The 26,255-nt window shown below is 66.4% G+C and carries 24 protein-coding genes; 18 read left to right on the forward strand and 6 right to left on the reverse strand.

Going from position 1 to position 26,255, the window contains the following annotated elements; translation table 11 throughout:
- Positions 1-206: 206 nt before the first annotated feature.
- The 7 genes from cyoA to BAU06_RS19340 are packed head-to-tail and all read left to right on the forward strand — an operon-like array spanning position 207 to position 7,233.
- Positions 207-1,283 carry a ubiquinol oxidase subunit II gene (gene cyoA, locus BAU06_RS19310; protein ID WP_066353752.1) on the forward strand — a complete coding sequence of 359 codons (1,077 nt, stop codon included), beginning with the start codon at positions 207-209 and terminating at the stop codon, positions 1,281-1,283.
- Positions 1,284-1,331: 48 nt separating this feature from the next.
- On the forward strand, positions 1,332-3,335 hold the full coding sequence (gene cyoB / locus BAU06_RS19315; RefSeq protein WP_066353756.1) for a cytochrome o ubiquinol oxidase subunit I: 2,004 nt from the start codon (positions 1,332-1,334) through the stop codon (positions 3,333-3,335).
- Entirely contained in the window at positions 3,328-3,969 is a 642-nt protein-coding gene (gene cyoC / locus BAU06_RS19320) for a cytochrome o ubiquinol oxidase subunit III (RefSeq protein ID WP_066353760.1), read from the forward strand. Before cyoB ends, cyoC begins: the two co-directional genes overlap by 8 nt.
- The gene (gene cyoD / locus BAU06_RS19325; protein ID WP_066353762.1) at positions 3,966-4,376 is read left to right on the forward strand and encodes a cytochrome o ubiquinol oxidase subunit IV; all 411 of its coding nucleotides are present in this window, start codon (positions 3,966-3,968) and stop codon (positions 4,374-4,376) included. The genes cyoC and cyoD overlap by 4 nt, the downstream gene beginning before the upstream one ends.
- Before the next feature lie 2 nt (positions 4,377-4,378).
- Positions 4,379-5,215, forward strand: coding sequence for an SURF1 family protein (locus BAU06_RS19330; protein WP_082988336.1), 837 nt, complete (start codon positions 4,379-4,381; stop codon positions 5,213-5,215).
- 25 nt (positions 5,216-5,240) lie between these two features.
- Positions 5,241-6,641 (forward strand): ATP-binding protein, encoded by a 1,401-nt coding sequence (locus BAU06_RS19335; RefSeq protein WP_082988337.1) that lies wholly within the window; start codon positions 5,241-5,243, stop codon positions 6,639-6,641.
- A 4-nt stretch (positions 6,642-6,645) separates the two neighbouring features.
- Positions 6,646-7,233 carry a response regulator transcription factor gene (locus tag BAU06_RS19340; protein WP_066353764.1) on the forward strand — a complete coding sequence of 196 codons (588 nt, stop codon included), beginning with the start codon at positions 6,646-6,648 and terminating at the stop codon, positions 7,231-7,233.
- Positions 7,234-7,236: 3 nt separating this feature from the next.
- On the opposite strand, the gene BAU06_RS19345 is transcribed toward BAU06_RS19340, so the two are convergent.
- Positions 7,237-8,202 carry an AraC family transcriptional regulator gene (locus BAU06_RS19345; RefSeq protein ID WP_066353767.1) on the reverse strand — a complete coding sequence of 322 codons (966 nt, stop codon included), beginning with the start codon at positions 8,200-8,202 and terminating at the stop codon, positions 7,237-7,239.
- Positions 8,203-8,428: 226 nt separating this feature from the next.
- Here BAU06_RS19345 and BAU06_RS19350 point away from each other — a divergent pair, with 226 nt between their 5' ends.
- Positions 8,429-9,481 carry an aldo/keto reductase gene (locus BAU06_RS19350; protein WP_066353770.1) on the forward strand — a complete coding sequence of 351 codons (1,053 nt, stop codon included), beginning with the start codon at positions 8,429-8,431 and terminating at the stop codon, positions 9,479-9,481.
- A gap of 72 nt (positions 9,482-9,553) precedes the next feature.
- Positions 9,554-10,777, forward strand: a complete 1,224-nt coding sequence (locus BAU06_RS19355) for an MFS transporter (protein WP_066353777.1) — start codon at positions 9,554-9,556, stop codon at positions 10,775-10,777.
- 18 nt (positions 10,778-10,795) lie between these two features.
- Here BAU06_RS19355 and BAU06_RS19360 read toward each other — a convergent pair whose 3' ends face one another.
- Positions 10,796-11,044, reverse strand: coding sequence for a hypothetical protein (locus BAU06_RS19360; protein ID WP_066353778.1), 249 nt, complete (start codon positions 11,042-11,044; stop codon positions 10,796-10,798).
- Positions 11,045-11,674: 630 nt separating this feature from the next.
- On the opposite strand from BAU06_RS19360, the gene BAU06_RS19365 reads away from it, so the two are divergent.
- Together BAU06_RS19365 and BAU06_RS19370 are read left to right on the forward strand one after the other, a co-directional pair.
- Positions 11,675-12,316 carry a response regulator transcription factor gene (locus tag BAU06_RS19365; protein WP_231933911.1) on the forward strand — a complete coding sequence of 214 codons (642 nt, stop codon included), beginning with the start codon at positions 11,675-11,677 and terminating at the stop codon, positions 12,314-12,316.
- A 4-nt stretch (positions 12,317-12,320) separates the two neighbouring features.
- Complete coding sequence (locus BAU06_RS19370) at positions 12,321-14,126, forward strand: ATP-binding protein (RefSeq protein ID WP_082988338.1); 1,806 nt, start codon at positions 12,321-12,323, stop codon at positions 14,124-14,126.
- Here BAU06_RS19370 and prpF read toward each other — a convergent pair.
- On the reverse strand, positions 14,117-15,301 hold the full coding sequence (prpF, locus tag BAU06_RS19375; RefSeq protein WP_066359388.1) for a 2-methylaconitate cis-trans isomerase PrpF: 1,185 nt from the start codon (positions 15,299-15,301) through the stop codon (positions 14,117-14,119). The genes BAU06_RS19370 and prpF overlap by 10 nt on opposite strands.
- A gap of 268 nt (positions 15,302-15,569) precedes the next feature.
- Here prpF and BAU06_RS19380 point away from each other — a divergent pair, with 268 nt between their 5' ends.
- From BAU06_RS19380 to BAU06_RS26315, 5 genes are all read left to right on the forward strand, one after another.
- Entirely contained in the window at positions 15,570-17,969 is a 2,400-nt protein-coding gene (locus BAU06_RS19380; RefSeq protein WP_066353782.1) for a phosphoketolase family protein, read from the forward strand.
- Positions 17,966-19,126: an acetate/propionate family kinase gene (locus tag BAU06_RS19385; RefSeq protein ID WP_197509327.1), complete on the forward strand. Its 1,161-nt coding sequence runs from the start codon at positions 17,966-17,968 to the stop codon at positions 19,124-19,126. Before BAU06_RS19380 ends, BAU06_RS19385 begins: the two co-directional genes overlap by 4 nt.
- A gap of 182 nt (positions 19,127-19,308) precedes the next feature.
- Entirely contained in the window at positions 19,309-20,751 is a 1,443-nt protein-coding gene (locus tag BAU06_RS19390) for a cytochrome ubiquinol oxidase subunit I (RefSeq protein WP_066353789.1), read from the forward strand.
- Positions 20,752-20,753: 2 nt separating this feature from the next.
- A complete protein-coding gene (cydB, locus tag BAU06_RS19395) occupies positions 20,754-21,761 on the forward strand; it encodes a cytochrome d ubiquinol oxidase subunit II (RefSeq protein ID WP_066353790.1) in 1,008 nt (335 codons plus the stop codon).
- 21 nt (positions 21,762-21,782) lie between these two features.
- Entirely contained in the window at positions 21,783-21,905 is a 123-nt protein-coding gene (locus tag BAU06_RS26315) for a DUF2474 domain-containing protein (protein ID WP_082988339.1), read from the forward strand.
- A 59-nt stretch (positions 21,906-21,964) separates the two neighbouring features.
- On the opposite strand, the gene BAU06_RS19400 is transcribed toward BAU06_RS26315, so the two are convergent.
- Genes BAU06_RS19400 through BAU06_RS19410 form a run of 3 tightly spaced genes read right to left on the reverse strand, consistent with a single transcriptional unit; the run spans position 21,965 to position 24,633 of the window.
- Entirely contained in the window at positions 21,965-22,873 is a 909-nt protein-coding gene (locus tag BAU06_RS19400) for a polysaccharide deacetylase family protein (protein WP_066353792.1), read from the reverse strand.
- Between the two features lie 35 nt (positions 22,874-22,908).
- Complete coding sequence (locus BAU06_RS19405; RefSeq protein ID WP_066353794.1) at positions 22,909-23,865, reverse strand: tripartite tricarboxylate transporter substrate binding protein; 957 nt, start codon at positions 23,863-23,865, stop codon at positions 22,909-22,911.
- Between the two features lie 12 nt (positions 23,866-23,877).
- Complete coding sequence (locus BAU06_RS19410) at positions 23,878-24,633, reverse strand: GntR family transcriptional regulator (protein ID WP_066353795.1); 756 nt, start codon at positions 24,631-24,633, stop codon at positions 23,878-23,880.
- A 32-nt stretch (positions 24,634-24,665) separates the two neighbouring features.
- Here BAU06_RS19410 and BAU06_RS19415 point away from each other — a divergent pair, with 32 nt between their 5' ends.
- Together BAU06_RS19415 and BAU06_RS19420 are read left to right on the forward strand one after the other, a co-directional pair.
- Complete coding sequence (locus BAU06_RS19415; RefSeq protein WP_082988340.1) at positions 24,666-25,610, forward strand: 2-oxoglutarate and iron-dependent oxygenase domain-containing protein; 945 nt, start codon at positions 24,666-24,668, stop codon at positions 25,608-25,610.
- Positions 25,611-25,751: 141 nt separating this feature from the next.
- Positions 25,752-26,219: a nuclear transport factor 2 family protein gene (locus BAU06_RS19420; RefSeq protein WP_066353798.1), complete on the forward strand. Its 468-nt coding sequence runs from the start codon at positions 25,752-25,754 to the stop codon at positions 26,217-26,219.
- Positions 26,220-26,255: the final 36 nt, after the last annotated feature.

Consider the following 26,255-nt stretch of genomic DNA (forward strand, 5'->3'; position numbering starts at 1 on the left):
GCTTACCGAAAATTGCCCTTGCACAGGCCCGGCAGGCCTTAGCATGGCATGACTTTGGGGTTGCCGCCATAGGTAGGACAAAATGTCCACTTTCCGCAGTGCGTCAAAAATTGTACATTTCGCGTGATTTTTTGTTTGCAGCTTACGTGGCGCTTACACGCCCGTCACACCTTCGCTTAGTTCCTGTTTAGGCTTTGTCGCCCGGCATGTCATCCTCCAAGCTCCCCCGCCGACTTCTCCTTCTTCCCCTGCTCGCCTTGTTCGCCCTGCTGGGCGGCTGCAACGCCGTCGTGATGTCCCCGTCCGGCGATATCGCGGTGCAGCAGCGAGACCTCATCGTCATCTCGACGGTGCTGATGCTGATCATCATCATCCCCGTCATCATCCTGACCCTGGTCTTCGCCTGGCGCTACCGCGCGTCCAACACCAACGCCCACTACGACCCCGAATGGCACCATTCCACCGTCGTGGAACTGGTGGTCTGGTCGGCGCCCCTGCTCATCATCATCGCGCTGGGCGCCATCACCTGGGTTACCACCCATCGCCTGGACCCCTACCGGCCCCTGGACCGCATCGCCGAAGGCCATGAACTGCCGACCAACGTCAAGCCCTTGACGGTGGAAGTGGTGGCCCTGGACTGGAAGTGGCTGTTCATCTACCCGGAACAGGGCGTCGCCACGGTGAACGAGCTGGTCGCGCCGGTGAACCGGCCCATCCAGTTCAAGATCACGTCGTCGACGATGATGAATTCCTTCTTCATTCCGGCCCTGGCGGGGCAGGTGTACGCCATGCCCGGCATGGAGACCAAGCTGCACGCGGTGATCAACAAGGCCGGCGTGTACGAGGGCTTCTCCGCCAACTACAGCGGAGCCGGCTTCTCGGACATGCGCTTCAAGTTCTACGGCATGACCAATACGGATTTCGATAACTGGATCCAGCAGACGCGCGACGGCGGCGGCGAACTGACCCGCCCGGTCTACCTGAAGCTGGAACAGCCTAGCGAAAAAGACCCCGTGCGCCGCTACGCCAAGGTGGACGCCACCCTGTACGACGCCATCGTCAACCGCTGCGTCGAGTCCAACCGCATGTGCCTGAAGGACATGATGGCCATCGACGAGAAAGGCGGCCTGGGCACGTCGGGGACCTACAACCTGGCCACCAATGCCTCCACGCGCGTGCGCCTCGGCCTGGCCGATACGTCCGCGCGCAACTACGTCGGCGCCGTCTGCACGCCCGCCAATCCCACCGGCGCCGCCGTGCTGGACAACCGCGTACCGCTTTAAGCCGCCCGCTCCTCTTTTCGCCTTGCGCCTCCCGTCATGGGAATCGAGATGTTTGAGAACCTAGACCTGCAAAAGCTATTACTTGGCCGCCTATCCCTAGAGGCGATCCCCTACCATGAACCCATCCTTGTGGTGACGTTCATCGCCGTCGCCCTCGGCGGCCTGGCGCTGCTGGGCGCCCTGACCTACTTCCGGGTCTGGGGCTACCTGTGGCGCGAGTGGTTCACCAGCATCGACCACAAGAAGATCGGCATCATGTATATCGTGCTGGCGATCGTCATGCTGCTGCGCGGTTTCGCCGATGCCATCATGATGCGGCTGCAACAGGCCGTCGCCTTCGGCGACGTCGCCGGCTACCTGCCGCCGCACCACTATGACCAGATCTTCACGGCGCACGGCGTCATCATGATCTTCTTCGTGGCCATGCCCCTGGTCACGGGCCTGATGAACTACATCGTGCCGCTGCAGATCGGCGCGCGCGACGTGGCCTTCCCCTTCCTGAACAACTTCAGCTTCTGGATGACCGTGGGCGGCGCCCTGCTGGTGATGACCTCGCTGTTCGTGGGCGAGTTCGCGCGCACCGGCTGGCTGGCCTACCCGCCGCTGTCCGGCATCCAGCAAAGTCCGGATGTGGGGGTCGACTACTACATCTGGGGATTGCAGGTCGCGGGCCTGGGGACATTGCTATCGGGCATCAACCTGATGGTCACCATCATCAAGATGCGCGCGCCGGGCATGGGCATGATGAAGATGCCGATCTTCACCTGGACCTCGCTGTGCACCAACGTGCTGATCGTGGCCGCCTTCCCCATCCTGACCGCCGTGCTGGCCCTGCTCGCGCTGGACCGCTACGCCGGCACCAACTTCTTCACGAACGACTTCGGCGGCAACCCGATGATGTACGTGAACCTGATCTGGATCTGGGGCCACCCGGAGGTCTACATCCTGATCCTGCCCGCCTTCGGCGTGTTCTCGGAAGTGGTGTCCACCTATAGCGGCAAGCGCCTGTTCGGCTATGCCTCCATGGTCTACGCCACGGTGGTGATCACGGTGCTGTCCTACCTGGTGTGGCTGCATCACTTCTTCACCATGGGTTCGGGAGCGAGCGTCAACTCGTTCTTCGGCATCACCACAATGATCATCTCCATCCCGACCGGGGCGAAGATTTTCAACTGGCTGTTCACCATGTACCGCGGCCGCATCCGCTTCGACGTGCCGATGCTGTGGACGGTGGGCTTCATGGTGACCTTCGTCATCGGCGGCATGACCGGCGTGATGCTGGCCGTTCCCCCGGCCGACTTCGTGCTGCACAACAGCCTGTTCCTGATCGCCCACTTCCACAACGTGATCATCGGCGGCGTGCTGTTCGGCATGTTCGCGGGCATCAACTACTGGTTCCCCAAGGCCTTCGGCTTCAAGCTCGACGAGTTCTGGGGCAAGTGCTCGTTCTGGTTCTGGTTGGTGGGCTTCTGGGTCGCCTTCGCGCCGCTGTACGTGCTGGGCCTGATGGGCGTGACCCGCCGCATGAACCACTTCGACGATCCCTCGCTGCAGATCTGGTTCGTGATCGCCGCCATCGGCGCCGGCCTGATCGCCATCGGCATCGCATGCTTCCTGATACAGCTGTTCGTCAGCTTCCGCCGCCGCGAGCAACTGCGCGACGTCACGGGCGACCCCTGGAACGGCCGCACGCTGGAATGGTCGACGTCGTCGCCGCCGCCGGCCTACAACTTCGCCTTCACGCCGCAGATCCACGAAGGCGATGCCTGGTGGCAGATGAAGCAGCGCGGCGCGCAGCGCCCGACGGAAGGGTTCATCCCCATCCATATGCCGAAGAACACGGCCGCCGGCGTCGTCATCGCGGCGCTGTGCACGGCCTTCGGGTTCGGCATGATCTGGCACATGTGGCTGCTGGTGATCGTATCGTTCGTCGGCGCCCTGGCCGCGACGATCATCCACAGCTTCAACTACAAGCGTGATTACTACATTCCCGCGGACGAAGTCGTTCGCGTCGAGGCCGAGCGTACCCGTCTGCTAGCAAACCATGTCTAAAGCCACCGTCCTGACCCAACCCGGCGCCGCGGCGTCGCCGGAGCCCCTCCGCTTCTACCTGACGGAGGAGCACCATCCGAAGAACGGCACCCTGCTGGGCTTCTGGATCTACCTGATGAGCGATTGCCTCATCTTCGCCAGCCTGTTCGCGGTGTACGGCGTGCTGGGCCGCAGCTATGCGGCCGGCCCGTCCGGCGCCGACCTGTTCGACCTGCCGCTGGTGGCGCTGAACACGTCGATGCTGCTGCTGTCGTCCATCACCTATGGCTTCGCCATGCTGGAGATGAACCGCAACCGCGTGGGCGCCACGCAGATGTGGCTGCTGATCACCGGCCTGTTCGGCGCCGCGTTCATCGGCCTGGAACTGTACGAGTTCGCGCACCTGATCCATGAAGGCGCCGGTCCCGGACGCAGCGCCTTCCTGTCGTCCTTCTTCACCCTGGTGGGCACGCACGGCCTGCACGTCACCAGCGGCATCATCTGGCTGATCACGCTGATGGTGCAGGTCGCCCGCCACGGCCTGACCTCCGCCAACAAGCGCCGCCTGATGTGCCTGTCGATGTTCTGGCACTTCCTGGATGTCGTCTGGATCGGCGTGTTCACCTTTGTCTATCTGATGGGAGTGCTGCCATGAGCACGCATAACGGTACGCTGGCCCATGGCGATCACCACGGGCATGACCACCACGACGACCACGACCACGACGACGGCGCGGCGCACGGCACCTTCAAGGGCTACATGACCGGCTTCATCCTGTCGGTCATCCTGACGGCCATCCCGTTCTGGATCGTCATGGACACGGTGTTCGACCAGTCCAGCACGACCGCCATGGTCATCCTGGGCCTGGCCGCCGTGCAGATCGTGGTCCACATGATCTACTTCCTGCACATGAACGCCCGCTCCGAGGGCGGCTGGACCATGCTGGCCCTGATCTTCACGGTCGTGATCGTCGTCATTACACTGGCGGGATCGCTGTGGGTCATGTATCACCTGAACGTGAACATGATGCCTTCCATGACCGACATGAAGAACATGCCGTAGGTATGACCTTGTCCAATGGGGCCCCTCCGGACCGCGACGCGCGGTCCCGGCAAGCCGGGGGCCCGCCCACCACCGCCCAGCCGGACGCAGAAACCCGCGTCCGGCGCCGCCCGGCAGTCCTGATCTGCATGGCGGTCGTGGCGGTGTTGCTTTTTGCGGGTTTCTGCGCGCTGGGCACCTGGCAGGTGCAGCGGCGCGCCTGGAAGCTCGACCTGATCGCCCGCGTGGACCAGCGCGTCCACGCCCCGGCCGTGCCGGCCCCCGGGCCGCAACGCTGGCCGGCGGTCAGCGCCGACGGCGACGAATACCGCCACGTGACGCTGTCCGGCCGCTATGAATACGGCAAGCAAACCCTGACGCAGGCCAGCACGGAGCTGGGCAGCGGCTACTGGGTCATCACGCCCCTGCTGCGCGACGACGGCACGACCGTGCTGGTCAATCGCGGCTTCGTCCCCTCCGACCGGCGCGACCGCATCGCCCATCCCCCCAGCGACGCCACCACGGTCAGCGGCCTGCTGCGCATCAGCGAGCCGGGCGGCGGCTTCCTGCGCCGCAACGACCCGGCCAACGACCGCTGGTATTCGCGCGACGTACAGGCCATCGCCGCGGCACGGGGCCTGGCGGACACCGCGCCCTATTTCGTCGATGCCGCGGCCACGCCCGGCGCGCCGCCGGACGCCTGGCCTCGCGGCGGCATGACGGTGATCGCCTTCCACAACAGCCACCTGGTCTACGCCATCACCTGGTACACGCTGGCGCTCATGGTGGTGGGCGCCGCGTTCTATACGATCCGCGAGGAACGCCGCCAGCGCACGCCCAAGACCGGGCCGGCACGATGACGTCCCGCCGCGACCGGAGCGCGCCATGAACGCCCAGCACGATTCCGGCCAGGAAGGCGACCGCCCCCTGCACGCCACCGTCTCGCCCGACGGACCGCCGGCGCCCGCCGGCGCGCAGCGCCGCAGGCGCCGGTACGACACCACCGGCCACAAAAACATGCAGCAGCTCATCACGCTGCGCTGGATCGCGGTGCTGGGCCAGATCGCCACCATCTACGTCGTGGTGATGGGTTTCGGCGTGCCGCTGCCGCTGAACTACATGGTGCCGGTGCTGGGCGGCCTTATCGCCTTCAACATCGTCGGCATGCTGCGCCTGACGCTGGCGCCGGAGGTCAGTAATACCGAACTGCTGGTCGCCATGCTGGTGGACCTGGCGGCCCTGACGGCCCAGCTCTACCTGACCGGCGGCGCCACCAATCCCTTCGTGTTCCTGTACCTGGTGCAGGTGACCCTGGGCGCGGTCCTGCTCAAGCCCTGGAGCACCTGGATGCTGGTCATCGTGACCACGCTGTGCCTGATGCTGCTGGCGGCCGCGGGACGGCCGCTGACCCTGCCGCTGGATCATGGCAACGGCCTGGCCAGCCTGTACCTGCAAGGCATGCTGATCTGCTTCGCCCTGAACGCATCGCTGCTGGTGGTTTTCATAACCCGCATCAACGGCAACCTGCGCAGGCGCGACGCCCGGCTCGCCGACCTGCGCCAGCGCGCCGCGGAAGAAGAGCACATCGTGCGCATGGGCTTGCTGGCATCCGGGGCGGCGCACGAGCTGGGCACGCCGCTGGCGACCATGGCGGTCATCCTGGGAGACTGGCGCCACATGAGGCCTTTCAAGGACGATCCGCAGCTGCTGCAGGAAATCGGCGATATGCAGGCCTCCGTGGCCCGCTGCAAATCCATCGTGGGCGGCATCCTGCTGTCCGCCGGCGAGGCGCGCGGCGACGCGCCGGCGCAAACCACGGTGCGCACCTTCCTGGACGACCTGGTCGCCGAATGGCGCCGGACGCGCGGCTTCGACGAGCAGTTGCGCTACCAGAACGATTTCGGCGCGGACCTGCGCATCGTCTCGGATTCGGCGCTGAAGCAGATGATCTGCAACGTGCTGGACAATGCGCTGGAAGCGGCGCGCAGGACGATCGCCCTGCGGGTGCGGCGCGACGCGGACGCGCTGGTGCTGGAGATCACCGACGACGGGCCCGGTTTCGCGCCGCCCATGCTGGCGCGCTTCGGCAAACCCTACCAATCCAGCAAGGGCAGGCCGGGCGGCGGCCTGGGCTTGTTCCTGGTCGTCAATGTGGCCCGCACGCTGGGCGGCACGGTGTCCGCCGAAAACCGCCCGGAAGGCGGCGCCCGCGTGACGCTGCGGCTGCCGCTTTCCGCGCTCACCCTGGACGAAGAGGATGACGACGACACTCCCGCCCCCCGATGACGCCATGGCGCCGCCCGGCGAAGACGACGCCGCCCGGCGCGGCGCCGGGCCGGCCACGCCGGCCGACAGGCTGCTCCTGATTGTCGAGGACGACGAGACCTTCGCGCGCACGCTGGGCCGCTCCTTCGAGCGGCGCGGCTACCGCGTGCTGCATGCGACCGGGCTGGAGGGCGTGCAGGCGCTGCTGCCCGACCACCAGCCGGACTATGCGGTGGTGGACCTGAAGCTCAGGGGCGAGGCATCGGGCCTGGCCTGCGTCCAGGCCCTGCATGCCCATCGTCCCGATACCGTCATCGTCGTGCTGACCGGCTATGCCAGCATCGCCACCGCGGTGGAGGCCATCAAGCTGGGCGCCCGGCATTACCTGGCCAAGCCGTCGAACACCGACGACATCGAGCAGGCCTTCGGCCGCGATGCCGGCGATATCGAGACGGAACTCAGCGACCGGCCCACCTCCATCAAGACCCTGGAATGGGAACGCATCCACGAGACCCTGGCCGCCACGGGCTTCAATATTTCCGAAACGGCCCGGCGCCTGGGGATGCACCGCCGCACGCTGGCCCGCAAGCTGGAAAAACAGCGCGTCAAGTAAGCGTCAGTGCGACATGCCGTCGCGCATCCAGCGGCGCTTGTCGCGCAGCGGCGCCGAGCCGAACAGCCGGCTGTACTCGCGGCTGAATTGCGAGGGACTTTCATAGCCAACCTGGTGCGCGACCACGGCGACATCGGCATCGCTGGTGAACATCAGGCGCCGCGCTTCCTGCAGGCGCAGCTGCTTCTGGAACTGCAGCGGGCTCATCGCCGTGACCGCCTTGAAATGATGGTGGAAGGACGAGGGACTCATGTGCGCGTGGCGCGCCAGTTCCTCCACCCGCAGCGGACGCACGTAGTGTTCGCGCAGCAGACGGATGGCACGCGCGATGCGCTGGGTGTGGCTGTCCTTCTGCACCAGCTGGCGCAACACCGCGCCCTGCCCGTTCATCAGCAGCCGATAGAAGATTTCCCGCTTGACCATGGGCGCGAGCACCGGGATGTCCACGGGGCTGTCCAGCAGGCGCAACAAGCGCAGCACGCCGTCCAGCAAGGTATCGCCCAGGCGGTTCACGTACAGGCCGCGCGGCACTTCCGCCGGCACGGAAGGCGGATCGACCTCGTGGATGAGATCGTCGATGGCCTCTACGTCCAGGTCCAGGCGCAGGCCCAGGTAGGGCTCGGTGGGGCTGCCCACCGTCACCTTGCCGCTGACCGGCAAGTCCACCGAGGACACCAGGTAGTGCAGCGGATCGTAGTCGTAGACCTCGTCGCCCACCAGCAGCCGCTTGGAGCCCTGCGCGATCACGCCGAAGATGGGCAGTTGCAAGGCGTGGTGCGGGCCGCTGGTGCACGTCAGGCGATGCAGGTGCAGGCCGGGAATGGCCGTGGGCATCGAGCCTTCCAGCGTACCGGTCAGGCTGGCCAGGCGCCACACCAGCTCCCGGCGCGGCGCATCGACCATCGTGTCGATGTCGTCCATCGAAGCGGCGGAGGTCGTGAAGGAATCGGGTATCTCGTTCAAGCCCATGGTTCACCGAAGTGTAGGGTCGTCCACGAGACCGTGGAGCGCGCGGAATTTTGTGCAATGGAAGAATAGCGCCAGATTGGCGTAAGGAAAGCCCCGACCCCACTGGCGATGTGGATCACTGGAGGATTAGGCAGTAATCGAACAGGATCGAGCAGCCCTGCCCTCAGGCGGGCGCGCATACTGTCCGCCACGGGTGGCGGCAACCCACGAATTCAAGGAGCATCCCATGCGTTACAACAAACTCGGCAGCACCGGCTTGTTCGTGTCCGAACTGTGCCTGGGCACCATGACCTTCGGCGGCGAGGCTGGCACCACTTGGGGGCATATCGGCAACCTCGGGCAGAACGAGGCCGACGCCCTGGTGGGCGCCGCGCTGGACGCAGGCATCAACTTCATCGACACCGCCAATGTGTACGCCGGGGGCCGTTCCGAAATCATGACCGGCCAGGCGCTGCGCAACCTGGGCGTGCCGCGGGAAAACGTCGTGGTGGCATCCAAGGTCCTGGGCGAAACGGGTACGCACGGCGTGAATTCGCGCGGCCTGTCCCGCTATCACATCATGGAAAGCGTGAAAGCCTCGCTCAAGCGCATGCAAATGGATCATCTGGACCTGTACCAGGTCCATGGCTTCGACCCCGCCACGCCCATCGAGGAAACGCTGCGCGCGCTGGACACCCTGGTGCAGCACGGCCATGTCCGCTATATCGGCGTATCCAATTGGGCGGCATGGCAGATCATGAAGGCCCTGGGCATCTCCGAGCGCCACGGCCTGGCCCGCTTCGAATCGCTGCAGGCGTACTACACCATCGCCGGCCGCGACCTGGAGCGCGAGATCGTCCCCTTGCTGCGCAGCGAAGGGGTCGGCCTGATGGTCTGGAGCCCGCTCGCCGGCGGCCTGCTCAGTGGCAAATACGCCCGCGACACCCAGGGCGAGCAAGGCAGCCGCCGCACCACCTTCGACTTCCCGCCGGTGGACCGCGATCGCGCCTTCGATTGCGTCGACGCCATGCGCGCCATCGCCGATGCGCGCAAGGTATCGGTCGCGCAGATCGCCCTGGCCTGGCTGCTGCACCAGCCCGCGGTCACGACGGTCATCGTCGGCGCCAAGCGGGTCGAGCAATTGCGCGACAATATCGGCGCTACGTCCCTGCGGCTGAGCGCCACCGAACTGGCCACGCTGGCCGAAGTCAGCGCCCTGCCCGCCGAGTATCCGGGCTGGATGCTGGAGCGCCAGGGCGGCGTGCGCCGCAACCTGCTGGAACGCGGCACGCTGGGCTGACCGCTTGCCATCCAAGGACGTACACAGTCCGCCCGCTTCCGGGCGGATTTTGCTTTTTATCCTTACGTATTCATGAACAGCCTTTCTTCGGGCGCCGGGCGCCCCGTCGCGCAGCCGCCCTTGACGCGCGGACTGCTGTTCGCGCTGGCGGTCACCGCGGGCGCGGCCGTCGCGAATCTTTACTACAGCCAACCCATGCTGGCGCTGATCGCCGCGACCTTCCACGCGGGCGAAGGGATCGGGCTGATCACCATGTGCACGCAGCTGGGGTATACGGTGGGCCTGGTCCTGCTGGTTCCGCTGGGCGACCGGCTGGAACGCCGGCGGCTGATCCTGGCGCAATGCGTGCTGCTGATCGCCGCGGCGGTCGCCTGCGCCATCGCGCCCTCCTTCAATAGCTTAATCGCCGCTTCCATCCTGCTGGGCGTCGGCGCCACCATCACGCAATTGATCATCCCCTTCGCGGCGGACCTGGCGCCGGACACCACCCGGGGACAGGCGGTCGGGGTGGTGTTCAGCGGCCTGCTGGCCGGCATCCTGCTGGCGCGCACGCTCAGCGGCGCCATCGGCCAACTGCTGGGATGGCGCGCGATGTTCTGGGTGGCGGCCGGCATCGCGCTGGCGCTGGGCGCGATGATGTTCATGATGCTGCCGCGCGTCGCCCCGAAGTCCCGCCTGCCCTACGCGCGCCTGCTCGGTTCCATGGTGCAACTGCTGTTCACGCACGCGCCGCTGCGTCGCGCCTGTGCGACGCAGGCCTGCCTGTTCGGCCTGTTCAGCGCGTTCTGGTCGGTCCTGGCGCTGATGCTGGCGGAACCGCCCTACCGGATGGGTTCGGCGGTGGCGGGCGCCTTCGGCATCGTCGGCCTGATCGGTGTGGGCGCCGCGTCATGGGGCGGCAAGCTGGCCGACCGCTATGGCGCCCGCAACGGCGTCGGCGCCGGCATCGTGGCCTGCGCGGTTTCCTTCGTCGTCTTCGCGCTCGCGCCCTCGATGGCGGGCCTGGTCGTGGGCGTCATTCTGCTGGACCTGGGCGTATCGCTGGCGCAGGTGTCGAATCAATCGCTGATCCTTAGCCTGGACGCACAGGCCCGCAGCCGCATCAACACGGTTTATGTGACGGCGATCTTCTTCGGCGGGGCCTTCGGTTCCGGCGCGGCCAGTGTCGCGTGGCACCGCGGCGGATGGCAAGCCGTGTCCATGCTGGGATTGGGCCTGGCGCTGGCCGCCCTGGCCATACACATTCATGACCGTATCAGCACGAAGCGCCTGCGGGCCAGTCGCGCCACGCCGTGACGCGCGCGGCCGTTGCGGTCAATAAGCCGCGATGGGGGAAGGCGTCACCACGGAGATGGGTTGTTCCAGCTTGTATCGTTCCAGCGCCCGCATCCCCGCGGCCGCGGCTTCGGAAGCGGACTCGCATGCCTCGTCGCTTGCCACGAGCGTGCCCTTGCCCTGCTCCTTCGACAGCGCGAGATAGATATACCAGCCATACCCGGACGCGGACTCGTCCACGTCCAGGGTGAGGCGATATCCCTCGCCCATCGTCATATACAGTTCCATGTTCTCCCCTTATTGCAGGCATTTCTATAGCATGCGGCGCGGCACCGCAGGAACCCCGAAAAGCCCCTCTTGACTTGCCGTGTACCCATGCGATCACGAGCGATTGAGATTGATTTACGCGTGCGCTAGGGTCCATCTCCGCCATCGGGTTGTCAAGCGATCACCGCGGCAATACGAGCATGCGGGAAGCTGATTTTTCGTTTTCTTTCGAAACATTCCTCAGTCCTCAGGCGCGCCGGAGAGTGTTAGCGTTATGCGTCGTTCGGAATTACCGGTCATGCATGCGGTAATTTTCGGACGACCACACGTGCTTGTTTGCCACGGCTTCGGCCGTGGCTTTTTCATGTCGCTCCGCAGCCTTTTGCAACTGGTCGCAATAAGTAGCCCTTCTGCAACGACGGCGGCGGGGCCCGCGTGCCTTCGACGACCCTCCCTCCGTATACTTTGCCGCGCCTTCCTGCGGGGCAATCATCCCATCACGCCGTAGCCATCGCCCTGCGCGATGCAGGAACTCAAAACACGGCGCGTCCCCGCCGGGACGGGCGGCATGATCCGCGGCCCGCCGATTCCACCGTGCCCGCGCGCGGCATCATGCGGCCCGGGATTACCGCGATCGAAGAAGAGGTTCAAGTGCAAAGAGTAGGAAGCGTCGTCATCGTCGACGATCACCCCATGATCCGCTTCGCGGTCAGAACAATACTGGAACAGAACGGCTGGGACGTCGTGGGGGAGGTCTCCACCGGCGTGGACGCCCTGAGCGCGGCGCGCGAGCACCGGCCCGACCTGATCGTCCTGGACATCGGCATTCCGAAAATGGACGGGCTGATGGTCATCACCCGCCTGCGCGGCGACGGCCGCGACCACAAGCCGGGAATCGTGGTGCTGACCGCGCAGAATCCCGACCATCTGGCCGCGCGCTGTCTCCACGCGGGGGCCTCCGGCTTCGTGTACAAGGGCAAGGAGCTGCAAGAGCTGGTCAGCGCGGCCAAGGCGGTCCTGCAAGGAAACACTTACTTCCCCACGGTGGCGCTGCATCCCAGCGGCGAGCGCGGCACGGCCATGAGCGAGGCGGCGCTGATCGAGCAACTTTCGGATCGCGAACTGGTGGTGCTGCAGCACCTGGCGCGCGGGGCCTTGAACAAGACCATCGCCGCCACGCTCATGCTGAGCGAGAAAACAGTCAGTACCTACAAGAGCCGGCTGCAGGAAAAACTCAACGCCGCGACGCTGCTCGAACTGACCGATATCGCCAGGCGCAACGGCCTGGTATAGCGGCATGCGGCGTGGCCTGCTTACCCGGGCGGCATGCGCCTCGGCATTCCTGCTCGCCGCCTGTGGCGCCGACGCGGCGCCAACACCCTATGACGAAGGCAAGGACGCCGCATGGATAGGCGCAGTGCTGGAGGAACAATGGCTGCTGCTCGATCCGGTGCTGGGCGCCAGCATGCTGGCCGGCACCATGCTGGCGGGCTGGAACAGCCATCTGCGCCGCCAGATCGCGAAACGGCAGCGGGCCGAGCGCGCCTTGCGCGCCGCCGCGCAATCCGCGCAGTCGGCCTGCCGCGCGAAGAGCGACTTCCTGGCCATCGCCAGCCACGAGATACGCACGCCGCTGAATGCGGTGGCCGGCATGCTGGAACTGGGCCTGAAAGAAGCGGCGGCAGGCCAGGACGTGTCGGACCACCTGCGCGTGGCGCACGGCGCGGCGCAGGGCCTGCTGGACCTGGTCACCGACATTCTCGATCTGGAGAAAATGGATTGCGGCAAGCTGGAGCTCTTGCCACAACGCGTCAACCTGCGCGCGCTGGCGGCTTCGGTGGTGCAGGTGTTCCAGGGATTGGCGGGCGACAAGGGGCTGGCACTGCGCTTCCACGCCGAGGCGGACGCCGATGTCGACCTCATGCTGGACCCGATGCGCTTCAAGCAGGTTCTTTCCAACCTGCTCAGTAATGCCGTGAAGTTCACCCCTTCGGGCACCATCACGGTCGGCGTGGGCGCACGCCGCGTCGCCCCCGGCCGTTCGGCGGTATCCGTCCGGGTGACGGACACCGGCATAGGCATCGCCAAGGCCGATCAGCGTGTGCTTTTCGCGCCGTATTCGCAGGCGCCCGACGGGGCACGGATCCACGGCGGCAGCGGGTTGGGCCTGAATATCGCCCGGCGGCTGGTGGCGCTGATGGGCGGCACGCTGCTGCTGGAAAGCGCCGCGGGCCGCGGGTGCACCGTCCGTTTCGGGTTCGAGACGGAATGCCTGGCGTCACCGCCCCCCCACAGGCATACCGGCCAGCCGGGTGACACCGGCACGACCCGTTTGCAGATACTCGCCGTCGATGACCATGCGCCCAGCCGGCTGCTGCTGCGCAAGCAACTGGAGCATCTGGGACACAGCGTAGTGCAGGCCGGCAGCGGCAAGGCCGCATGGCGGCTGTGGCGGGCCGGCGCCTACGACGCGGTGATCACCGACTGCAATATGGCCGACGGCAGCGGCTACGATCTGGCCCGCCGCATCCGCCAGGACGAAGCGGCGCGGGGCCTGGGGCCCTGCGCGGTGTGGGCGTATACGGCCAGCGCCGAACGCGACGAAATCGGCCGTTGCCTGGCGGCCGGCATGGATGGCTGCCTCTTCAAGCCGCTGGGCCTGGTGGAATTGCAGCGGCGGCTGTGCCGTTCGCCGCAGGCGCGCGGCGCGCTGCGCCCCGCATGGCGTCATGGCCTGCGCTTCGATCCGGGCGCCATCGAGACCGTGGCGGCCGGCGACGCCGCCATCGCGGGACGTTTTCTGGCGGGGCTGCTGCAAACCAGCGAAGACGATGCGGCGACCCTGGGCCTGGCCGTGTCGGCACGCGACCATGCGGCGGCCCGCGATGTCCTGCATGCCTTGAACGGCGTGGCCCGCATGATCGGCGCCACGGCACTGGCGGATGCCTGCGCCGGCGCGGAGCGGCGCCTGGCATGCGACGACGGGCCGGCTGCGCGGCTTGCCTGCCGCGCGGCGCAGGAAGAACTGCGCCTGTTCGTCGACTCCGTGCGGGCATGGGTCGAGACCTTGCCCGACGATCGCGGGCCGCCGCTTCAGGCCTGATCGCGCAGTACGGCCTCCGGCACGAAGACCGTGCCGGCCATCAGGCGACGCGCGCTGCGGCTCAGCGTTACCTTGGTGACCTCCCATTGGCCTTCGCGCTGGCGGGCCTCCGCGCCCACGCGCAGGCGGCCGGACGCATGGCCGAAACACAACGTATCGCGCGCGCCGCCCAGGATGCGGCTGACGATGGTGCCCGGCACCGCGGCGGCGGCGGCGATGGCCACCGCGCCCGTTCCCGTCATTGCGTGGTGCAGTTGTCCCATCGACATGATGCGCGCCACGATGTCTATGGTTTCCGCATCGACGCGGGCGCCGCTGGACGCGTCATAGCTCGCGGGCGGACCGAAGAAGGCGAGCTTGGGCGTGTGCTGCCGCGTCGCGGTCGCCTCCGCCGCCGTGCCGGCCGCGCCCATGGCGACGGCGGCGTGCGCGCGTATCGATTCCAGCCTGGCCAGCAGCGGCGCGTCGCCATTGATGCGTGCCTGGTTCTCCGTGCCCGCCAGGCCCAGGGCGACGGCGTCCACCAGCACGGCGGGGTTGCCCGCATCGATCAGCGTGGCTTCGATGGTCCCCACACCGGGCACCGACAGGCGGTCGATGGCACGGCCGGTGGGAAACATGCCGCCTCCTTGCGCGTCGCCGCCGGCGCCGGGATCGAGGAAAGTCAGCGGAATTTCCGCGGCCGGGAACGTGACGCCATCCAGCTCGAAATCGCCCAGTTCCTGTACCTGCCCATCGCGCACCGGCACGTGCGCGATGATGCGGCGCCGTATGTTGGCCTGCCAGATGCGCACGGTGGCCACGCCGTCCCCGGGCGGCCGCACCAGGCCGCGATGAATGGCAAAGGGCCCCACCGCGGCAGTCAGGTTGCCGCAGTTGCCGCTCCAGTCGACCAGCGCCTGGCCGATGGCCACCTGGCCGAACCAGTAATCGACATCGCAATCGGGACGCGTGCTCTTGCCGACGATGACGACCTTGCTGGTGCTGGACGTCGCGCCGCCCATGCCGTCGATCTGCTTGCCGTAGGGGTCGGGACTGCCCGCCACCCGCAGCAGTACCGCGTCGCGCCGCGCGGGATCCGCGGGCAGATCCCGCGGCAGGAAAAAAACGCCCTTGCTGGTGCCGCCGCGCATGTACAGCGCGGGGATCTCGATTTGTCTGCCTGGTGTATTCATGCACGATCCCGTCGAAACTGCCACGCCGATGGCGGAAAGAGGCACGGTAACAGGGCTTGCCAGGACCGCGCGGCGGCGGCACGATGTTACCGCCGCCCGCGCGCCGGTCCAAGCGCGCGCCAGCGCACGCGCCGCGACGGCATGGACCTTGCTGGCCGGCGCCTCTTCGCGCAGTTCCTGCCTGTAGCCCGGTATGCGCACGCCGCGCACCGGCTATCTTTCTTTTCGCGCCGGGCGTCCTCCATGCGCCTGGCAAGGAGCCGGTACGATGACGCTTACCCAGCCCCCTGTACAAGCCGCCCGCGACCTGCCCCTGGCCGACGAGGAATTGCGCGCCATGGACGCCTATTGGCGCGCCAGCAACTATCTCGCGGTGGGAATGATCTATCTGCGGGCGAATCCGCTGTTGCGCGAACCGCTGAAGGCCGAACACATCAAGCGCCGCCTGCTGGGGCATTGGGGGTCGGACCCCGGACAGTCCTTCGCGCTGGTGCATTTGAATCGCGTCATCCGCCAGCGCGACGCGAACGTGCTTTTCATATCGGGTCCGGGACATGGCGCGCCGGCCACGCTGGCGCACGCCTACCTGGAAGGGCGCTACAGCGAGGTCTATCCCGACCGCAGCCAGGACGAGGCCGGGATGCAGCGCTTCTTCCAGCTGTTTTCGTTTCCCGGTGGCATCGGCTCGCATTGCACGCCGGAGACGCCTGGCTCCATCCACGAAGGGGGAGAACTGGGCTACAGCCTGTCGCACGGCTATGGCGCCGTCTTCGACAATCCGGATCTGGTGGCCGCGGTCATGGTCGGCGATGGCGAGGCCGAAACCGGGCCGCTGGCGACGTCCTGGCATTCCAATAAGTTCCTCAACCCGGCGCGCGACGGCGCGGTGCTGCCCATCCTGCACCTGAACGGCTACAAGATCGCCAATCCGACCATCCTGGCGCGTATCCCGCGCGACGAGCTGGAAGCCCTGCTGACAGGCTACGGCCATCGCCCCCACTTCGTCGAAGGCGACGAACCCGAAGCCATGCATCACGCCATGGCGGCCACGATGGACCGCTGCTTCGACGAGATCCAGGCGATCCAGCGGCGCGCCAGGGAAGAAGGCTGCCTGGAACGGCCGCGCTGGCCCATGATCGTGCTGCGCACGCCCAAGGGCTGGACGGGCCCGGAAACCGTGGACGGCCATCGCGTCGCGGGATTCTGGCGGGCGCACCAGGTACCGGTGGCCGATCCCGCCAGCAATCCGGAGAACCTCAAGGTCGTGGAAAACTGGATGCGCGGCTATCGGCCCGAAGAACTTTTCGATGAAGGCGGCGTGCCCATGCCCTTCCTGCGCCGGCTGGCACCCGAGGGCGACCGCCGCATCAGCGCCAACCCGCACGCCAACGGCGGACTGCTGTGCAAGCCATTGGACATGCCGGATTTCCGGGACTATGCGGTGGAAGTCTCCGCGCCGGCCTCCATCTATCTTTCGCCGACCGCCGTGCTGGGCAAATTCCTGCGCGACGTCATGGCGCGCAACATGAGCAGCTTCCGGCTGTTCGGCCCGGACGAGACCGCCAGCAACAAGCTGCAGGCCGTGTACGAAGCGTCGCCCAAGACCTGGATGGCCGAGATGCTGCCCGTGGACCAGGACGGCGGCGAACTGGCCCACGACGGCCGCGTCATGGAAATGCTGAGCGAACATACGCTGGAGGGCTGGCTGGAGGGCTATCTGCTGACCGGGCGCCATGGCTTCTTCGCCACCTACGAGGCCTTCGTCCACGTCATCGATTCGATGTTCAACCAGCACGCCAAATGGCTGGAAAAGGCCAAGCTGGAGTTGAGCTGGCGCGCGCCCATTCCTTCGCTGAACCTGCTGATCACCTCGCTGGTGTGGCGGCAGGATCACAACGGCTTCACGCACCAGGATCCCGGTTTCCTGGACGTGGTCTGCAACAAAAGCCCGGAGATCGTGCGGGTATACCTGCCGCCCGACGCGAACTGCCTGCTCAGCGTGGCGGATCATTGCCTGCGCACGCGCGACTACGTGAACGTCATCGTGGCCGACAAGCAGCCGCACCTGCAGTACCTGGACCGCGATACGGCCATCCGGCATTGCACCAAGGGCATCGGGATATGGGAATGGGCATCCACCGACCACGGCAGCGAGCCGGACCTGGTGATCGCCTGCGCGGGCGACGTGGCGACCATGGAAGCCCTGGCCGCGGTGCAGATCCTGAAGGACAAGTTCTCGGCGCTGAAGATCCGTTTCGTGAATGTGGTGGATCTTTTCCGGCTGCTGCCGGATACGGATCATCCGCACGGGCTCTCGGATCGCGATTTCGATTCGCTGTTCACGGCGGACAAGCCGGTCATCTTCAACTTCCACTCCTACCCCGCGCTGGTGCACAAGCTGACTTACCGACGGCGCAACCACGCCAATATCCACGTGCATGGCTACCAGGAACGCGGCAGCATCAACACGCCGTTCGAACTGGCCATGGTCAACCAGATCGACCGCTTCCACCTGGCGATCAACGCCATCGACCGCGTTCCCGCGCTGCGCGCGACCGGCGGCCACGTCAAGGAATGGCTGCGCGACCAGATCATCGTCCACATGGACCATGCGCACACCGAGGGCATAGACCGGGACGACATCCGCAACTGGACGTGGGCGGCATGACGATGGCCACCCCATCCGCCGACGCATCGGCCATCCTTGTGGTCAATAGCGGCTCGTCGTCGCTGAAGTTCGCGCTGTTCCGGCTGGAGGGCAGCGACGAAGCCGCCATCGCGACGGGCGCCGCCGATAACGTCGGCCGCGCCGACGGCCACCTGCGTATCCGCGATGCGCGCGGCAAGGTCCTGGCCGCGCAAGACCATGACATGCCCACGCAGGCGCAGGCGCTGGACGTCCTGGCGCGCACCCTGGACCAGGTCGGCCTGGGCCCGCCCGCGGCGGTGGGGCACCGCATCGTGCACGGCGGACCGCATCTGCGCACCCACCAGGCCTTGACTCCGGCGGTGCTGGAACAACTGCGGCAAGCGGTGCACTTCGCCCCGCTGCACATTCCGGTGGCGCTGGAGCTGGTCGAGCGCGCCCGCGCGCGATGGCCGGATGCGCGCCAGTTCGCCTGCATCGACACGGCATTCCACCAGACCATGCCGCCGGTCGCCACGCGGCTGCCGCTGCCCGCGCGTTATGCACAGGCGGGCGTGGCGCGCTACGGCTTTCATGGCCTGTCCTACGAATCGCTGGTGCGGCGGCTGGGCCCGGACCTGCCGCCCCGGGCGGTGTTCGCGCACCTGGGCAACGGCGCCAGCCTGTGCGCGGTACGGGACGGCAAATCCGTGGACACCACCATGGGCATGACCCCCGCCGGCGGTATCCCCATGGGCACGCGCAGCGGCGACCTGGACCCGGGCGTCATCCTGTACCTGATGCGCACCGGCAATGTGGACGCCGATGCGCTGGAAGCCCTGATCAACCGCGAAAGCGGGCTGGCCGGCATGGCGGACGGCGAAAGCGATATGCAGGCCTTGCTGGCGCGCTGCGCGGGCGGGGATGCGCATGCGGCGCTCGCGGTGGAAGCCTTTACCACCGCGGTACGCAAGCAGATCGGCGCCTATGCGGCCTTGATGGGCGGCATCGACCTGCTGGTATTCACGGGCGGCATCGGCGAGCACAGCGCCGAAATCCGGCGGCGCATCGTCGCCGGACTGGATTTCCTGGGGCTGGGGCCGGCGGTACCGGGCCCCGGCGTCATGGTGGTGGCCACCGAAGAGGAAAAGCAGATGGCGCGCCATTGCCGGGCCCTGATGCGAGGCACGCCCCCGTGACGCCGGCGCACGGGCATGGCGGGTGCGCCATCCGCGGGCACCGGGCTTTCGCCTATGCGCGCCGCCTGCCAACTGCACCGCTCGCCATGCCCCCGTACTGATCCTGTACACCGCCCGGCCCCCGCGGGTATTCTCATCGCGTCATTCCCACAGCGACCCGGCCCGCGCCGCGGAAAGCAATCATGACCGGTCTGGATGCACTGACTCTTGCCCGAATACAGTTCGGGTTCACGATCTCGTTTCACATCGTCTTCCCGGCCATCACCATCGGGCTGGCCAGCTACCTGGCCGTGCTGGAAGGCCTGTGGCTGGCCACGCGCAAGCCGCTGTACCGCGAGCTATACCAGTTCTGGCTGAAGATCTTCGCGGTGAACTTCGGCATGGGCGTGGTGTCGGGGCTGGTGATGGCATACCAGTTCGGTACCAACTGGAGCCACTTCTCCACCTTCGCGGGCGGCATCACGGGGCCGCTGCTGGCCTACGAAGTGCTCACCGCGTTTTTCCTGGAAGCCGGCTTCCTGGGCGTGATGCTGTTCGGATGGAACCGGGTGGGCCCCGGCCTGCACATGCTGTCCACCGTCATGGTGGCGATCGGCACGCTGATCTCCGCCACGTGGATACTGGCCTCCAACAGCTGGATGCAGACGCCCCAAGGCTACGAAATCATCGACGGCCGCGCCGTCCCGGTGGACTGGCTGCAGGTCATCTTCAATCCCTCCTTCCCCTATCGCCTGGCCCATATGGTGGTGGCCGCCTACCTGAGCACCGCGCTCCTGGTGGGCGCCAGCGCCGCCTGGCACCTGCTGCGCGGCAACGACACGCCCGCGGTGCGCAAAATGCTGTCCATGGCCATGTGGATGGCCTTGCTGGTGGCGCCGGTGCAGGCTTTCATCGGCGACATGCACGGCCTGAACACGCTGCGCCACCAGCCGGCCAAGATCGCCGCCATCGAGGGCCACTGGGAACAGCCGGCGCCGGGCGACGGCGCGCCGCTGCTGCTGTTCGGCATCCCGGACATGGCCGCCGAGACCACCCGCTACAAGCTGGAAGTGCCCCATTTGGGCAGCCTGATCCTGACGCACTCCTGGGATGGAAAGGTGCCCAGCCTGAACGAATTCGCCGCGCGGGACCGCCCCAACGCCACGGTGGTGTTCTGGACCTTCCGCGTGATGGTGGGGCTGGGCGTGCTGATGATCCTGCTGGGCCTGTGGGGACTGTGGCTGCGCCGCGGCAAGCGGCTCTACAGGCATCGCGGCTTCCTGCGCTACGCGCTGTGCATGGGGCCCGCGGGGCTGCTGGCCGTGCTGGCCGGCTGGATGACCACTGAAATCGGCCGCCAGCCCTGGGTCGTCTATGGCGTGATGCGCACCGCCGACGCGGTGTCGCCGCACAGCGCGGGGCAACTGGGCTTCACGCTGGCGCTGTTCGTGGTGGTGTATTTCGTGGTCTTCGGCGCGGGAGTGGCCTACATGCTCAAACTGATCCGCGGCGGACCGCGGTCCGGCCCGGCCGCGGCCGCACCGCCCGATGGCGGTCCCGGCCTGGACCGCCATGCCATGCGGCCGCTGTCGGCGGCGCCGGACAAGAACGAACTGCCGGCGGCGACGCCGGCATCGGGGAGCTGACCATGGGCATCGATCTTCCGCTGGTGTGGGCCGTGATCATCCTGTTCGGCGTCATGATGTACGTCATCATGGACGGCTTCGACCTGGGCATCGGCATACTGTTCCCCTTCTTTCCGGGCAAGGAAGACCGCGACACCATGATGAACACGGTAGCGCCGGTGTGGGACGGCAACGAAACCTGGCTGGTGCTGGGCGGCGCGGGCTTGCTGGCGGCCTTTCCGCTGGCCTACAGCGTGGTGCTGAGCGCGCTCTACCTGCCTATCATCCTGATGCTGGTGGGCCTGGTCTTTCGCGGCGTCGCCTTCGAATTCCGCTTCAAGGCGAGCGACGCGCACCGGCACTGGTGGGACAAGGCCTTCATCTGCGGATCCATGCTGGCGACTTTTTTCCAAGGCGTGGTGCTGGGCGCCTATATCGCGGGCATCCCCGTCGCCAACGGCGTCCACGCCGGCGGCGCCTTCGATTGGCTGACGCCTTTCAGCGTGTTCACCGGCATCGCCCTGCTGGCCGCCTACGCATTGCTGGGCAGCACCTGGCTGGTGATGAAGACCGACGCCGAGCTGCTGGCGCGCTCGCGCAGGATCGCGAGCGGCGCCGCCTGGGCCGTGCTGGCCGCCATCGTGGTCATCAGCGTCTGGACGCCGCTGCTGGATCCGGGGATCGCGCGGCGCTGGTTCAGCCTGCCGAACCTGTTCTATTTCGCGCCCGTCCCGCTACTGGTATTGCTGGCCGTCTGGCTGCTGATCAGGACGGTGCGGCGCGATGCCCACGCGGCGCCGTTCGTCTGCGCGCTCGCGCTGGTCTTCCTGGGCTATACGGGCCTGGGCATCAGCGTATGGCCCAACGTCATCCCCCCCGGCATATCCATCTGGGACGCGGCCGCGCCGCCGCAAAGCATGGGCTTCGCGCTGGTGGGCGCGCTGCTTATCGTGCCCATCATCCTGATGTACACCGCCTGGGGCTACTACGTATTCCGCGGCAAGGTCCGGCGCGGCGAAGGCTATCACTGAGGCGGCACCGCGCCGGCGACGATGCGTATTTGGAAACGACTTGCCTGGCTGATCGTGCTGTGGGCCGCCAGCGTGGCCGTGCTCGGGGGCGTCGCGCTGGCCGTGCGCTGGATGATGAGCGCGGCCGGGCTGACGCTGCATTAGGCGGATGCGCGCGGAACGGCTGGCCACGCCGGCGCGGCGCTTACCCGCCGGCCGGGCGCTCAGCCGGGCGACATCGCCTTGGCGAAATCGCTTCCGACGTAGTGCTCCATGATTTCGCGGCCCGTGGCCAGCCACACGCCCTCGTGGCGGCAGATGTATTCCAGCGCCGCATCCAGCGCGCCGATGCGATGCGGCAGCCCCGTCACGAAGGGATGCACGGCGATGGCCATGACCCGGCCGGACGCTTCCCCTTCGCGATACAGGACGTCGAACTGGCGCTTGATCATGGCCTCGAATTCCGGCACGGACACCTTCATGTCGTAATAGGCCGGCACATCGTTCGTCTGCACGCTATAGGGGATGGAGACCATGCGCGGCGTTCCGATCTCCATGGTGTAGGGCTGGTCGTCGTTGACCCAATCGCAGACATAGCGGATGCCGGCCTCCGACAGGTATTCCAGGCTTTGCCAGGTCTCGCTCAGCCCGGGCGCCAGCCATCCCACCGGCCGCGTGCCCGACGCCTGCTCGATGCGGTCGATCATCTCGAAGATCGCCTGCCTTTCCTGTTCGGGCGGCATTTCGTCCAGGCGGACGGCATTGGTGATGCCGTGCCCCAGGAACTCCCAGCCGCGGCGCACGGCCTCGTCGATGATTTCCGGATGCCGGTCGCACAATTCGCTATTCAGCGCGGCGCTGGCGCGTATCCCATAGCGGCTGAGCGTGTCCATGATGCGCCACACGCCCACGCGATTGCCGTAATCGCGCACCGACCAGTTGCGGACATTGGGGATCTTGGCGGTCTCGCGCGGCACCCGTTCGTTCAGCCGCCCCGGCATGACGTCGTCCAGGCCGAAGTATTCGACGTTGGGATTTACCCACAAGGCCAGGCGTGCGTTATCGGGCAGGACGAAGCGCGGGCGGGCCGGCAAGGGAATATAGGGAAACGGGCCATAGCGGCGGGGCTGCATGCGCTTTCCTGGGCTCTATCGATATACGAAGGAGTTTATTCCGCCTTGATGCCGGCAGCCTTGATGACCTGCTGCCATTTTTCGGTCTCCTGCTTAAGCATGGCGTCGTACTCCTGGGGCGTGTCCTTGACGACATCCTGTCCCATGCCGGCGAAGGCTTTCCGCACGTCGGGACGGTCGAGCACCCGCTGCAGCGCGGCGTTCAGTTGATTAACGATGGGCGCGGGCGTACCGGCCGGCGCGACCAGGCCGTTCCAGGTGGTGGCGGTGTAGCCTTTCAGGCCGGCTTCGATCATGGTGGGCACGTCCGGCAAGGCGGACGTCCGCGTGGCGCCCGTGACGGCCAGCGCGCGCAGCTTGCCCGCCTTGATCTGCGGCACCGCCAGCGGCAGCACGCTGAACATCATCTGCACCTGCCCGCTCATCACGTCGTTGATGGCGGCCGGGCCGCCGCGATACGGAACGTGCGTCAGCTTCACGCCCGCGTCGCGCTCGAACAGCGCCCCGGCCAGATGCAGCGACGTGCCGATGCCCGAGGACGCGTAGTTCAGTTCGCCGGGATGATCCTTGGCATACGCGATCAGTTCGGCCACGGACTGGAAGGGCAGCGAGGGCGTCACCACCAGCACATTGGGCACGCTGCTGACCATGCCGATGGCGGTGAAATCCTTGGCGGGATCGAAAGGCAGGTGCTCGTACAGGCTGGCGTTGGTGGCCAGTCCGGGCGCCGCCATCAACAAGGTATAGCCATCGGGCGCCGCCTTGGCGACAATGTCCATGCCCAGGTTGCCGCCGGCGCCAGGGCGGTTATCGACGATGACGGGCTGGCCGAGTTCCTCCGCCAGGCCGGGCGTGACCGTACGCAATACGACATCGGCCCCTCCCCCTGCCGGAAATCCCAGCACGATCCGGATGGGACGATCGGGGTACGCGGCGGCCGTGGCGGTGCAAGCCGCCAGGCACAGGCCGGCGATAAGATCGCGTACTTTCATGAAGACTCCTGTTCAATTGCCGGAAGGCTCCGCCGCCGCGGATTGTGGAGGTTCCCAGAAAAACTCGGCGGTGTACTGATAACGGTCTTCACGGAAGAAGTTGTCCGTCCAGCGTATGGGCCGGCCGTCCTGCAGATAGGTGGAGGCCTGGACATGCATGACGGGATCGCCCAGCCCGATGTGAAGCAGGTTGGCCACGTGCGTTTCCGCGCGCGACACCGCGACCGTGTGGACGCTCTTCGCGACCCGCAGGTCGAAGTCGTTCCACATGATGTCATGCAGGCTGCGATGGGGGAACTGGTCGATGGCGCCCTGCATGATGGCGGGAAGGTAGCTTTCGACCACGGACAAGGGCTCGTTATCCAGGTAATGCACGCGTATCAGCTTGAAGATCGGTTCGCCTTCGGCCATCCCGAGGAACGCCGCGATGGCGCCGCGCGCGGGCACCATCTCCGATGAGATGACACGCGGATCGCTGTCCAGGCTGGCATGCAAGGGATCGGAAAGATTGCTGACGTATTTGGTTCGCGTGGGCTCGCCGACCCGGCGTGTTCCGACGCCGCGCTGGCTGCTAAGCAGGCCTTCCCGCTTCAGTTGGCTCAGCGCATGGCGTACTGTGGTGCGGCTGACGCCGAACTCGCGGCACAGCGCTTGCTCGGTGGCCAGCTGATTTCCCTGGCCCCACTCGCCGGCCTGGATCCTCCGGCGTAAAACCTGCGCGATCTGGTGATAGATCGGAACCCCGGCCGATAAAGTATGCGTCGACATTTGTATTAACTTTATAACGATCGGTCCTAACGATGCCGCAAAAATACTCGACGCGCCGCACAAAGCCAAGCCCGAGATTGCGATTGAATGGAAATCGTAGGTTACGACAACAATCGCACCTTCCGATTGTCGACATTTCCCCGTTATTGCGCGGCGAGGATCTCCAGGCCAAGCATCGCGCCCTGCGGGAAATATGCGCCGCGGCCCGCGACTCGGGCCTGTTCTATTTGACCGGCCATGAAATTCCCCAAGCGTTGTTACGTGCAGTCTACCTGTGCTCGCTGCGGGACTTCGAATTGGCGCATGAATTCAAAAGCGGGCCTGCGACCGATAGCGTCGGCGGCCGCTATACCGTCGCGCGGCAAACCATTTTCGCGGGCGCGCGGATCGCCACCGAGGAGAACCTTTATCCTTGCGCCGCGGGCGCGACCGCGGCGGACGGCGCGGCGCGCCGGTGCAAGGCCCTGGACGAAGCGGCACGCGAGCTGGGCGGGGCGTCGCCGGCCCACATCGTGGAGCGCTACTACGGCGAGGTTTTCGAATTGTGCCGCGCCCTGCTGGTGGGCTGCGCGCTGGCGCGGGGGGAAGCCGCCGATTTCTTCCAATGTCTTTACCGGCATCCTGTCCTGCATGCGCCTTTGCTGCGCGGATCGCCGCCGGCCGATGCACAGGCCGCGGCGCGCAACCAGCCCTGTGGCGCGGTCACCGTGCTGTGGACGCAGCCGGGCGGCGAGACACCGCCCGCGGGGGGCGGCACGCTGCCGGCGGGAGAACGCTATCGCCTGCGCATCGGCGACACGCTCGCGCGCTGGTTCGAGGACCTGCATATCTCCGCTCCCCATCGCGTGGCCGATGGTCCGGGCCGGGAAAGCTTTCTGTTGCCCGTGTTCTATGGAAAGGGAAACCCTGTCCGCGTCGATTGCGCCAACGACTGCCCTTTCCCGCGGCAGACAGAACAGTTATCCCTCGTGGTTTAGGACGGACGGCGGATATTCCATTCTGGAACATCCGGACCGGCAATTAAAAAACTTGCGCGCGCTTTGTACCTTACGGTACAGTACATTCCGTCCGGTACAGAATTAGTCCGGCTTATTAATCCGCCAACCCCAAGGTGCGCCATGACCACACGTCCCCCGCTTCCGCCGTTTTCACGCGAATCCGCCATCCAGAAAGTCCGCCTTGCCGAGGACGGCTGGAATAGCCGCGACCCCGAAAAGGTTTCGCTCGCCTACACGGAAGACACCCGCTGGCGCAACCGGGCGGAATTCGTGCATGGACGCGCCCAGGTCGTCGAATTCCTGACGCGTAAATGGCGCAAGGAACTGGATTACCGCCTGATCAAGGAATTGTGGGCGCACGACGGCAATCGCATCGCCGTGCGCTACGCTTACGAATGGCATGACGATTCCGGCAATTGGTATCGTTCCTATGGCAACGAGAATTGGGAATTCGACGATAACGGCCTGATGAAATTCCGCCATGCCTGCATCAATGACCTTCCCATCAAGGAATCGGAACGCAAATTCCATTGGCCTTTGGGCGCCCGCCCGGCGGACCATCCGGGGCTGAGCGACCTGGGCCTTTGATCGTGGACCTGACAACCGGCGCGCCGTAAAGGCGCG

It is taken from the genome of Bordetella bronchialis (assembly GCF_001676705.1).
In the GTDB taxonomy this organism is placed as follows: Bacteria; Pseudomonadota; Gammaproteobacteria; order Burkholderiales; family Burkholderiaceae_B; genus Bordetella_C; species Bordetella_C bronchialis.